The 11,107-nt window shown below is 71.4% G+C and carries 10 protein-coding genes; 5 read left to right on the top strand and 5 right to left on the bottom strand.

Translation table 11 applies throughout. From position 1 onward, the window contains the following. Positions 1–249 precede the first annotated feature (249 nt). The 3 genes from H7H31_RS30815 (at position 250) to H7H31_RS30805 (ending at position 3,557) form a co-directional block, all read left to right on the top strand. Positions 250–1,200 (top strand): acyltransferase domain-containing protein, encoded by a 951-nt coding sequence (locus tag H7H31_RS30815; RefSeq protein ID WP_232110392.1) that lies wholly within the window; start codon positions 250–252, stop codon positions 1,198–1,200. Then, positions 1,197–2,501 carry a beta-ketoacyl synthase N-terminal-like domain-containing protein gene (locus H7H31_RS30810; RefSeq protein ID WP_187065110.1) on the top strand — a complete coding sequence of 435 codons (1,305 nt, stop codon included), beginning with the start codon at positions 1,197–1,199 and terminating at the stop codon, positions 2,499–2,501. Before H7H31_RS30815 ends, H7H31_RS30810 begins: the two co-directional genes overlap by 4 nt. Positions 2,502–2,852: 351 nt before the next feature. After that, the gene (locus tag H7H31_RS30805; protein WP_187065109.1) at positions 2,853–3,557 is read left to right on the top strand and encodes a hypothetical protein; all 705 of its coding nucleotides are present in this window, start codon (positions 2,853–2,855) and stop codon (positions 3,555–3,557) included. Between the two features lie 85 nt (positions 3,558–3,642). Here H7H31_RS30805 and H7H31_RS30800 read toward each other — a convergent pair whose 3' ends face one another. The 3 genes from H7H31_RS30800 to H7H31_RS30790 form a co-directional block, all read right to left on the bottom strand. Next, on the bottom strand, positions 3,643–4,644 hold the full coding sequence (locus tag H7H31_RS30800) for an SDR family oxidoreductase (RefSeq protein ID WP_187065108.1): 1,002 nt from the start codon (positions 4,642–4,644) through the stop codon (positions 3,643–3,645). An 876-nt stretch (positions 4,645–5,520) separates the two neighbouring features. After that, positions 5,521–6,231, bottom strand: a complete 711-nt coding sequence (locus tag H7H31_RS30795) for a ribonuclease H family protein (protein ID WP_187065107.1) — start codon at positions 6,229–6,231, stop codon at positions 5,521–5,523. Positions 6,232–6,330: 99 nt separating this feature from the next. After that, positions 6,331–7,338: a DUF4232 domain-containing protein gene (locus tag H7H31_RS30790; protein WP_187065106.1), complete on the bottom strand. Its 1,008-nt coding sequence runs from the start codon at positions 7,336–7,338 to the stop codon at positions 6,331–6,333. Between the two features lie 395 nt (positions 7,339–7,733). Between H7H31_RS30790 and H7H31_RS34445 the strand changes: the two genes are divergently transcribed. After that, the gene (locus tag H7H31_RS34445; RefSeq protein ID WP_232110159.1) at positions 7,734–7,988 is read left to right on the top strand and encodes a hypothetical protein; all 255 of its coding nucleotides are present in this window, start codon (positions 7,734–7,736) and stop codon (positions 7,986–7,988) included. Positions 7,989–8,380: 392 nt separating this feature from the next. Further along, complete coding sequence (locus H7H31_RS30780) at positions 8,381–9,010, top strand: class I SAM-dependent methyltransferase (RefSeq protein WP_187065105.1); 630 nt, start codon at positions 8,381–8,383, stop codon at positions 9,008–9,010. Here H7H31_RS30780 and H7H31_RS30775 read toward each other — a convergent pair. Next, positions 8,931–10,061 carry a tyrosine-type recombinase/integrase gene (locus H7H31_RS30775; protein WP_187065104.1) on the bottom strand — a complete coding sequence of 377 codons (1,131 nt, stop codon included), beginning with the start codon at positions 10,059–10,061 and terminating at the stop codon, positions 8,931–8,933. The genes H7H31_RS30780 and H7H31_RS30775 overlap by 80 nt on opposite strands. Next, on the bottom strand, positions 9,992–10,942 hold the full coding sequence (locus tag H7H31_RS34440) for a hypothetical protein (protein WP_187065103.1): 951 nt from the start codon (positions 10,940–10,942) through the stop codon (positions 9,992–9,994). Before H7H31_RS34440 ends, H7H31_RS30775 begins: the two co-directional genes overlap by 70 nt. Between the last annotated feature and the right edge of the window lie 165 nt (positions 10,943–11,107).

Below are 11,107 nucleotides of genomic sequence, written 5' to 3'. Positions count from 1 at the left end.
CATCCGACCAGGCCGGCACAAGAAGAGGAACTTAACACTCCGCTTCACTTTGGACACCTCACCGCACATCACCGCCGCCGTAAATGTCCAGAATAATTCAGAAGTGTCCGAAGCGTTGACCCGTAAAGCCCGCCCCATATACTGTCCGCTTGCGTTTATGCGCATGGAAAAGTGGACTCGCCGGTCCAGCCATGCGATATTTCATGAAAAGAAAAAGCAGAAGTAACCGGGGGATAATACGTGCGCAACATGGTGTACCTGCTCGGTGGGCAGGGGTCCCAGTACTTCGGCATGGCATCGTCCCTCTACCAGGACAACGCCGAGTTCCGGCGCAGCATGGACCGCCTGGATGCGGTGTGCACCGGCCGGGGTGAGCGGTCCGTCGTCGACTACCTCTACGGCTCCGGCCGCGGCCTGTCCGACCCCTGCGACGACCTCGCGCTCTCCAACGCCGCGATCCTCATGGTCGAGTACTCGCTCAGCGAGGTGTTGCGCGCCGAGGGCCTGCGCCCCGACGTCCTCGTCGGCTCCAGCCTCGGCGAGTTCAGCGCCATGGCGATCGCCGGGTACGTGCCGGTCGAGGCCGCCCTCGGCTTCGTGATCGAGATGGCGCACCTGCTGGAGGGCAGGCTGCGACCGGGCGGCATGGTCGCCGTGCTCGGCGACCCCCGGCTCTACGAGGAGTTGCCCGTCCTGCACCAGCACACCGAGGTCGCCTCCATCAACCACGACGGCCACTTCGTGCTGAGCGGCGAGGCCGCCGGGCTGCGGATCGCCACCGAGGCCCTCAAGGAGCGGGGGCTGATCACCGTGTCGCTGCCGGTGCACTTCGCCTTCCACTCCTCCGCGCTGGACGGACTGCGCGACCCGATCACCGAACTGGCCGCGTCCCTGACCTTCGACGCCACCCCGGACCCCGCGTCCGCGCGACCGCTGCTGATCTCGTCCACCAGCACCGACGTGGTCAAGGGCTGGCACGCCGAGGACTGCTGGACCACCCTGCGCCGGCCGATCGCCTTCACCCGCGCCCTGTCCGCCGTACCGGGGGCGGCCGAAGCCCACTACGTCGACCTGACGCCGTCCTCGACGCTGGCCGCCATCATGAAGACCAGCCACCCTGACCTGCGGACCTACCCCGTCATCACCCCCTTCGGGACCGAGCCGGCGCGGCTGCGGACGCTGCGGGCGGAAGCGCTGTGACCGACCGCGGCAGCGGCGTCGCGATCACCGGGCTCGGCGTGCGGTGCGCCCTGGGCGGCGACGTCGAGGAGTTCACCGCGGCCCTGCGGGCGGGCACGTCCGGGGTGACGTACGAGCAGCCGGGTCCGGACCTGCCCGCCAGCCTGGGCGTGGTGGCACGCCAGCGCCGCACGCCCGCCGAGACCCTCGCGGCGCAGTCACCCACGGTGGAGCCGGGGTTGCGCGAGCGGCTGCGTCCCCTGCTGAGCCGGGCCACCCGCACCAAGCAGCACTCCCTGCTCGCCGCGGCGGAAGCCTGGACCCAGGCGGGCCTGCCGACCGGGGACGACCCCGCCCGTACGGACCTGGACGCCACCCGCGCGGGCCTCGTCATCGCCGGCGGCAACCAGGCACACCGGCTCTACCAGGAGATGGGTGACAAGTTCCGCAAGGCACCCTCCTTCGTGCGCCCGAGTTACGCCATCGACCTGTGGGACAGCGATCTGCTGGGCACGGCCAGCGAGTTGTTCGGCGTCCTGGGCGAGGGTGTGACCACCGGCGGCGCATCGGCCGCCGGCAACGTGGGCCTGGTCACCGGGTTTCGCCTGGTCCGGGCCGGTTACGCCGACGTGTGTCTGGTCATCGCCCCGATGACGGAGTTGTCACCCGTCGAGCAGATGGCGTTCTTCAACCTCGGCGCGCTCGGGGCCAAGACGGTGCAGGAGCCGGCGCACGAGCGCAGCCGCCCCTTCGACACCGGGCACGACGGGTTCGTCTACGGCGAGGGGGCCGCCGCGCTGGTGCTGGAGTCCGTCGAGCACGCCGCCGCGCGCGGCGCCCGGCCGCTGGCCCACATGCTGGGCGGCGCCGTCGCCCTGCACGGCAGCCGGCTGTCCTCGCCGTCACGCGCCGACGAGGTCCGCGTCATGCGACGCGCGCTCGCCGACGCCGGCGTGGACGCCGCCCGGGTGGACTACGTGAACGCGCACGCCACCTCCACCCCGCAGGGTGACGAGGCCGAGGCCGAGGCGCTGCGCGAGGTGCTCGGCGAGCACGCCGGGCAACCCTGGGTGAACGCCACCAAGTCGCTGACCGGCCACTGCCTGGGGGCAGCCGCGGCCATCGAGGCGGTGGCCTGCGTGCAGCAGCTCCGGCTCGGCTTCGTGCACCCCAACGCCAACCTGCGCGAGCCCATCCCCGCGGCGGCGCCGCTGCGCCTGGCCCCGGCCCACCCGGTCGCGGCCCAGCCGCGCCACGCGCTGAGCAACGCCTTCGGCTTCGGCGGGATCAACACCAGCGTCGTCTTCGGGGCAGCCGCTTGACGCCCGCGAGCCCGCCGGCACACGCCCCGCTCCAACGCCTGACGGCACGTCGGCGCTGGGGCGGGCCGTACGCGTGAGGGTGGCCGCGAACCAGGCCGGTCATGGTGCCGGGCACGACGCCCGACGAGACCACCGACCCACTCGGCGTGCCCGGACGTGCTCAGCCGCACCGGCCCACCGGCCGGACGCGGGCCACACGCTGGGTGAGCCGGCGCATCCACCCACCCGTACCCGGCGCCCACCCACCCGTACCCAACACCCGGCACCCGGCACCCGGCACCCGGCACCCGGCACAGCCAACAGCCGGCACAGCCAACAGCCGGCCCGTCCGGCCCGGTTACCCTGGGCCGGGTGGGAACCAAGCGCATGCGGATACGAGCGGCCGAACTGGTGTCGCTGGAGGGCCGGTCAGGATCGGCGTCGGCCCGTACGTCGGCCGAGTCTGCAACCTGGTGCTCCCTGGTCACCGCGCTGCCCGGACCACCCCCGGCCGGCGCGGGGCGGGTCCGCCCCCGGCGCCGCCCGCTCCCCCGCGTACTGGCCACCCTCGGGTTCGTGGTCGCCTCGCCGCTGCTCCTCGTGGCGGCCATCGAGGGGTGGGACGGCCCGGCGCTCAGCGCCAAGGCGCGGCGCGCCAGGAAGGAGGCGCGGGAGGCCGCCGGGCGCCGCGTGGCGGCGGCGCGCCAACAGGGGCTGTACCAGACGTTCGACGGGGACTGGGACGGCGCGGCGGGGCGGACGCTGCTGTCCTGGTACGCGCGGGCACCCGACGGGGAGCGGCTGATCGTGCCGACGGACGAGGAGTTGGTGCTCCTCGCGGCCCCCTCGCGGGTGTGGTTCACGGGCCGGGCCCGGCGGCTGCGGATCGTGGCCCGCGTTCCGTACCGGACGGCCAGGCCCGACATCCCGCGCGACGCCGACCGACACCTCCCGCGCTTCCGGCTGTCCTTCCCCGACGGTACGTGGCTGACCCTGCTCGCCGACGACGACAACGACCAGGTGGAGCGGTTCTTCCGAACCTGCCGGTCGGTCGCGCGCCGCACGCCCGCGAGCTGAGTCCACGACACACCCTCGGGGCGGGCTCGGCGCCCGGAGCTGACAACGTTGCCGGTGTGGGTGTCTCCGGGTACGGGCGCCGCCCTCACCCCAGGGTGGGTTGCTCGGCCATCGCCTGGCAGCAACCCGGGGCAGGCTGGTCTCCGCGCGGCGCCGGGTCGTCCGGCGTCTCCGGCGCGCTGGCGCAGGTCGCGAAGCGGGGGTCGGCTTCCAGGTCGGGGAGGAGCGCCGGGCGACTGGGAGACCAGCCCAACCGCTGCCGGGTCAGGTCGCTCGACGCCAGGTTGTCCAGCGAGACGAGGTCGGCGAGGAACTCGAAGTGACAGCCTGCCTCGTCGGGAGTCAGGCTGACGACCGGCACCCGTAACCGGCGGCCGATGACCTCGGCGATGGCGCGTAACGGCACCCCCTCCTCGGCGACGCCGTGCAGGATCGAACGCGCCGGGGCGTTCTCCACCGCCAGCCGGAACAGGCGCGCCGCGTCCCACCGGTGCACCGCGGGCCAGCGGTTCGTCCCGTCACCGACGTAGGCCGACACCCCCCGCTCGCAGGCGAGGTCCACCAGGCGCGAGACGAGCCCCCGGCCGCCCTCGCCGTGCACGGCCGGCGCGAGCCGCACGACGGAGGCGCGCACACCCTGTTCGGCCAGGGCCATGACCGCGTTCTCCGCCGCGATGCGAGGCGCCGTCGATCCCGGAACGGGCGGGACCTCCTCGGTCCCACGACAGCCCGGGGCCACCATGGCGAGGAGCAGCGTCGCCGAGGTGACCACGAGCGGCTTGCCGGTGCCCGCGAGCGCCGCCCCCAGCGCCTCGACAGCACCCACGTCCAGCTTTGCCGCGTCCACGTAGTCGGAGACGTCCCGACTGAAGGCGAGGTGGATGACGCCGTCCGCGGCGGCGGCGCCGGTGCGCAGGCTGTCGGGGTCGCCCAGGCAGCCGCGGTGCACCGCCGCCCCGGCCGTCGTGAGCGCCGCGGCGGCCGTGTCCGAGCGGGCGAGCCCGACGACCTCGTGCCCGGTGGCGATGAGTTCGCGGACGACCGCGGACCCGATGTATCCGGTCGCTCCGGTGACGAATACGCGCACGTGAGAAGACCCCTTGGGTGAGTTCACGTCACCCCGCCGCCGGACGGGCGACGGGGCACCAACCTTCACACGCTAGGAACAGCACCATCGCGCGTCCAAGGCCCGTTGCGCATGGTGATATGCGCATCACACATCGTTGCAGGCGATCATCCCCCGAAGCAGCCCCGGTGGCCACTCCTGGCCACGACCGTGGCCGGTTCTTGCCACCTCCGCGAGGGGCCTGACGGGCCCTCACGCCAGCCCCTCAAGTCGCCTTCGTCGCAGGTCACTTGGGACTGCCCCCGGCACCGCGCCGTTGTCGCCGAGCGCGACGGCCCGACCGGTGAGGTCTGCGCTGGCCGCGTCACCAAGCGCGCCACTTTCTCCGACGCCCCTCCCGATCTCCGCCCGCGGCGCCCCCGGACCCGTTGTCGCGCGTCACGACCCTGGCCTCCGGCAGCGACACGCGTACCCGCCAGCCCGGACCTGGACCACCGTCAGCCGCGTCAGCCGCGTCAGCCGCGCGCGCCGTCATCGGGCCGCGCTTCCGGGCCCCCTCCCACCCACGGGCCGCTGTGTCGCCCGGCCGCCGGGGAGGCGCCGGCTCGGCCATTCCGCACGCGCGCCGAGCGGGCGAGGCAGCGATGCGTTAGTGGAGCGTGAGCGGCGGGGTGCAGAGTCGGACCGGAGTCGCGGCCGGGCCCCACTGGTCGCCCCCGTCGGGGGGCTGGGGCGGCGAGGGGTGCCCGGCGCGACGCCGCCGCACCGCGACGGCGAGCGGGCCCGTACCCGACCGCGCCCCCGACACCGGGAGACGCGGGGCAACAGCGTTCCGGTACGTCGGGGGCGCGGGCGGGCGCGGCGGCGCGGGCCTTGCTGCCCGGCAGCGACCGGGGCTCAGACCTGTGCGCCCTCCGCGACCGTGGCGCGGCACTCGGGGTGGCCCCAGCGGGTCCCGAGCTTGGTGATCGGCTCGCCTACGGCGTACGACTTCCCGCACGGGCAGGTGCCGGGGAACTTGGCCTTGATGGTGCGCGAGCCGCCGCCCGACGACGTCCGGGCCGGCCGCTTCCCCGCGCCGCCGGAGCGCGCGCGGGCCGGCGTGGCGCGCTGGGGCGCGGGCACCGGCGGTTCCGTGACGCCGAGCGCGGTGCCGGCGGCCTCCTGGCGCACGGCCGCGTCGCTGGCGGCCTGGTCGGCGATCGCGTTCAGCGGGTCGCCGTCCACCTGGTGCGCCGGCACGTACTGGAACTCCACGTCCCGGTCCGCCAGCAGCGCGTCGATGGCCTGCACGAGTTCCTGGTTGGCGACGGGCTTGCCGGCCGCCGTCTTCCAACCGTTGCGCTTCCAACTGGGCAACCACTGGGTGACGGCCTTCATGGCGTACTGGGAGTCCATCCGCACCTCCAGCGGCACCCCGGGGTCGACCGCCTCCAACAGGCGCTGTAGGGCGGTGAGTTCGCCCACGTTGTTGGTGGCACGGCCGAGCGGCCCGGACTCCCAGCGCTCGGGGCGGCCATCCGCGTCCGCGATGACCCACGCCCACCCGGCCGGGCCCGGGTTCCCCTTGGCCGCCCCGTCACAGGCAGCAATGATGCGATCAGACATCCTCCGATCATGCCTTACGCACCGCCGCCGACGAACCGCCGCCTGACTCCGGCGACGGCGCGCGGCGGGCCCGCCGGGGGCGCGCGGTAGCGCGGGCGCTCAGGACCCGGGCACGCCGGGCGCCCCGCTGGCGGACGGCCTCCTCGCGCCGCCGCCCGGAGTCTCGTCCTTCTTCCACGGGCCGATGCCCACCCGCCCCGTCGTACCGATGTCCAGCTCCGGGGTCACCATCACCGGGTCGGCGCCGGGCTTCGCCCGCACGCGTACGTACGGGGCGTGCGCGGGCTCAGCCGTGCCGTTGGCGACGGTGTTGCGCCAGGCCAGGACGGCGTAGGCCCTCTCCCCCGGCCGCACGGCCAGCGGCTGGGGTGCGCCGTCCGCCCCGGTGCCGGTGGCGATGGCGCTGCCGCCGTGCAGAATCCGCACGCCCCCCAGCGGCTTGTGGTCGTCGTCGAGGAGTTGGAGCCGCGGATAGCCGTCGAGCCGCGTGACGCGCGTACCGCAGTTCTCCAGCCGCAGGCTCACGGCACGCAGCCCCATCGCGGCGGAGCCCTCGTCCGCGTGGACGCGCACGCCCGACGCGGGACAGGACCCGGCGCTGGCGGGCGCCTCGTCGGCGGGAACGCCTCTCACCTTCGTGATCTTCACGCCACCGCCATCGGCCGGGGCCCCGGGCAGGTCGTCCAGGACGACGGTGCGCCGTACGGTCCGCCCCGGCGGCACGGACGCCACCGTCTGCTCCGTGTTCGCCAGCGCCTCCCCAGAGGCCGACTGGGCGGTGAAACCGATCGTGTACGTGAAGGGTTCGGCCTCGTGGTTGGTCACCTGGAACTGGGCACAGGCACGCGGCCCGTCGCCCACGGTGATGATCGTGACACCGTCCACCAGCCCATCACTCTTGTCCCGCAGCGAGGCCGACGGCCGGGGCGTGGTGGACGCCCCGGTGGACTCGACGGGGCAGGGGCGCGCGCTGGCGATCTCCGTGGGACCCGGTCCACGCGGCTGCGACGAGCTGTCGCCGCGCGAGTTCGCCTCCTGCGTTCCACAGGCGGTGAGCAGCAGAAGGCCGGCGACGGCGACGGGGCGGGTGAGCGAGGCGGCAGGCATCCGCACAGTCGAGCAGGACAGGACCACACAAGGTGGTGACAGGGGTCACACGAGCGGTAACAAGCCTGTCACAGACAAGCGGGCGGTACGGGCGCGTGACGGTCAGGTGGCTGTCACAGGCGGCGGGGAGCGTCCCCGGCGCCGAGCGGGGGCCGGCGGCGCGCGTGGCGCGGGTTCCGGTCGCGTGTCGCCGGGTGTACGCGTGACCGCGCACGGCGAAGCACCCGCCGCGTCGCCCCGCACGTGGGAGGGCCACCCGTTCGGTCCCACCCCAGAGGTGTCACCGGCGAGGGTTACCCAGGGTGAGAAGGGCGCGTCGACGTGGGTGTGTCGTCCCAGGTCACGTGTCGTGCGCCGGAAGCCGCGACGTTCCCCGGCCCGAGGCGACCGTGGCCATGCCATGGATACAGGACAGTCACCGGAGGTCGTTGCTGGTCGAGCAGCACGAGTCACTCGGGACATCCGGCGCGGCCGACGGAGCGGAGGTGCCGACCAGGGGTACGACCGAGGCCGCCCGGCGGGACGCGGGGCAGCGCGACGGACTCTCGCACCGCGACCTCAAGGTGATGCAGTTCAACATCTGGCTCGGCGGCAGCCAGGTCGAGGGGGGCCGGGAGGGCATCGCCGACACCGTCGCGGGCCGGACGTAGTCACGCTCAGCGAGCGGCTGACGCTGCTGGCCGGTGACTCTAACGAGCCCTCTCACCAGGACTGGGACCACCGGACCGGGCACCTCTTCGACCACCACGGCACCGAGGTCACCTGGTCGACGACCAAGGCGATCGAGGACGCCGGGTTCCGCGACAGCTACCGCAAGATCCACCCGGACCCCGTCCGCACGCCGGGCTTCACATGGCCGAGCGACAACCCGGGCGCCGACATCAGCCAGCTCACCTGGGCCGCCGATGCCGACGAGCGGGACCGGATCGACTTCTTCTCTGAACTACCGAGGGTGTCCCCGTGATCAGGTGAGGGGACGATCAGTCCTGAGGGGAAGGGCCGGAGAACGGCTGCGACCGGCGAAGGTGTTAGTTTCCTTCCCGTGTTAAGCCACCAGGACGAGACTAGAGCGGCCTATGACGGGGTCGTCGACCTGTACGCGTCGATGTTCGCTAATCGGCTGGAGACGCAGCCGTTCGCGCGGAACATGATCGGTACCTTCGCCGAGCTCGTGCGTGCCACGGGGAACCTGCGGGCAGCCGACGTCGGGTGCGGGCCCGGTCATCTGACGGCCATGCTGCACGACTTGGGGCTGGACGCCTTCGGGCTCGACCTCTCCCCGGCCATGGTCGACCACGCTCGGCGGGCCCATCCGGCGCTGCGGTTCGACGAAGCGCGAATGGAGGCCCTGCCGGTCGAGGACGGCGCGCTCGGCGGAGTGCTGGCCCACTACTCGATGATCCATACCCCACCTGAGGAATTGCCCGTGCTGCTCGCCGAGCAGGTGCGTGTCCTGGCACCAGGGGGCCTGCTCCTGGTGTCCTTCTTCGGGACCGAGGGACCGAAGCCGGTCCGCTTCGACCACAAGGTGGCGCCCGCCTATAGCTGGCCGGCGGAGCAGTTTGCCGCGATGCTGACCGGGGCCGGACTCGTCACAGTTGCTCGGTTGCTCCATGACCCAGCGTCCGAGCGTGGTTTCCTCGACACTCACTTGCTGGCCCGCCGCCCGTAGAGCGTGGCCCGTGGCCTGGGTCAGGGTGGTGTAGATCATCCGCGTGGATGAAGCTCGTCTCACTTGAAGGTCCTCTTGCCGTACTGATTCCTGTCGCGATCTGGCTGAAGCTGGGCATGCCGAGATTGATCACTTGGCGTTGACGGACTTGCTCTGTATCGAGCTGGATGAGCTTCTCCTCTGCGCTGGCGAGGCTGACTTGGAGTCCTTCGATCTCACCGAGCCATCCCTCCTGTTCTGCTTCGGTGATTCGGGCGATCAGGTTGTCGCGGATCTCGACGAGGCGGTGTCTCTGATCCGGGTCCGGTCGGAGCATGGAGCATCGAATACACGCGTGTTCGTGGATGCAGGGCGTTCCGAATGCGCGAGCGCAGATTCCGATGGACAGTTCGCGTCGCTCGAAGTGCCCGAGGAGGGCATCCCATTCTTCGTTGGTGGGGGTTCGGTACTCCTCGCTGGGCCGGAGCGTTCGGCGCCGGGCGATGAATGCGCGATGGGCTTCGATGGCCTCGCCGGGGTAGATGGCGTTGTATCCCATGGTCGTGTTGATGCTGGTGTGCCCGGCGATGACCTGCGCGATGTGCGGGGGAAGGCCGCTGCGGATGGCGTCGGTGATGAAGATTCGCCGAAAGTCATGGGGCGAGAAGTCCAAAGGCTGTCCGGCTGAATCGGTCAGATTCGTGGAGGCCAGCACTTCCTGCAGTGCTTCGCGCAGGAGCTTCGGGGAGAGGCGGGAGCTCTCGCCGCTGCGGCACCACTGGAAAAGCAGTGGCATCTGCGGATTCCAGGACTTCTCTGCCATGTCATAGCTGGAGACGTAGGGGACGGCACCGGTGCGAGGGTCGCGGATGCGGGCGATGATCGCGCTGAGCACATCGGCGAGCTCCGGGCTGGCCAGGATGACTCGTTCCTCATCGGTTTTGGAGGGCGCGATGTGCAGGAGGGGAACAATCTCGCCGGTCGTGGGCAGTCTGTACTGGATCAGGCTGTGATGGCTGTCCTCCAGCATCTCCTCGATGCGGACACCAGTGTGCTGAAGGAACTCGACCATCGCCCAGGCCCAGAACGCTCGGCTCTCCGCGAGGGCCAGGTCGACGCGCCGGCGGTGGCAATGTGCACCGCCCAGGTCGTTCCGTCCTTCGCTGCCCGCATGAAGGTGTCGCCCGCAAAAGCGAACCGACCGCCTGGTCGGGTGTCCATCAGTGCCTGTAGTCGGGCTTTGGCTGCGTGGAGGCATGATGAAGCTGCTCGGGCGACAGCAGGCAGAGCCGGAAGGCGTTCCCTCGTCCGGTGGTCCATCCGAGCTTTGCGCCGCTTGTTGTCTTTCACGACAGCGACATCCGCGTCCTTGATCGGGCTCGGCACCGCCCAAGGCCCCCAGCGTGCCGGCTCGTCGATGGCCCACTGGGCGATGTCGAGATAGAACGCCCGGACGGAGAGCATGATGCTGGCGACGTTGGCGCGTTCGGTCACTACTTCACGCACTTTGCCGTCTGGTTGGCGGCGCCGTTCGATGCGGGTCCGGCATCTCTGTTTCCAAGCCGCGCTCACCTCGGGCGCTAGGTGGAGAGAGTCGATCCCTGGATGATGTTGTTCCAGGTCACCCCAGAAGTTGCTGGCCAGGTGCCGGGACAAGTTGTTCAGGGACGTGTAGTCGAGACCCGGCTGCCGCTCTTTGAGATAGTCCACCAAGAGATCTCGGACAGGGCGGCAGCGGACGCCGAACCGGTCGACGAGCTGCTCCATCGACACCTGGCCACTGGTGTTGGCCAGGTAGCGCAAGGAACTGGGTGCTTCTGCGGGCAGGGTGCCCAACTCTCGCAGCCAGGCGTAGAAAAGGGTGTTGCCGCGGGCTTTGACGTTCGCGGCTTTGTTCGCTGCTTTGAGTGCGGCGAGATACTCCACGGCGTCGCCGACGGTGATGTCCGCCAAAGGTGCCGCTCTTGGCGGACACGATCTTGACCAGGGAGTGCAGGGCGTGACGCCCGACTTTGGAGGACCACGTGGCAAAACTCAGGAGGATGTGCAACTGGTCGACTTCGGAGTCGGGGACCTTCCGACGGTCAGCGGGCCCCGTTCCCAGCAAGAGCGCCCGCG

Origin of the sequence: Streptomyces buecherae (assembly GCF_014295035.1) — a bacterium.
In the GTDB taxonomy this organism is placed as follows: domain Bacteria; phylum Actinomycetota; class Actinomycetes; order Streptomycetales; family Streptomycetaceae; genus Streptomyces; species Streptomyces youssoufiensis.
This window is presented reverse-complemented; position numbering and strand designations above follow the sequence as displayed.

Excerpts from the sequence above, each read along its gene's own strand:
- H7H31_RS30815 (WP_232110392.1), top strand. The coding sequence starts at position 250 with ATGGTGTACCTGCTCGGTGGGCAGGGGTCCCAGTACTTCGGCATGGCA.
- H7H31_RS30795 (WP_187065107.1), bottom strand. The coding sequence starts at position 6,231 with ATGTCTGATCGCATCATTGCTGCCTGTGACGGGGCGGCCAAGGGGAAC.
- H7H31_RS30790 (WP_187065106.1), bottom strand. The coding sequence starts at position 7,338 with ATGCCTGCCGCCTCGCTCACCCGCCCCGTCGCCGTCGCCGGCCTTCTG.
- H7H31_RS34445 (WP_232110159.1), top strand. The coding sequence starts at position 7,734 with ATGCCATGGATACAGGACAGTCACCGGAGGTCGTTGCTGGTCGAGCAG.
- H7H31_RS30775 (WP_187065104.1), bottom strand. The coding sequence starts at position 10,061 with ATGGTCGAGTTCCTTCAGCACACTGGTGTCCGCATCGAGGAGATGCTG.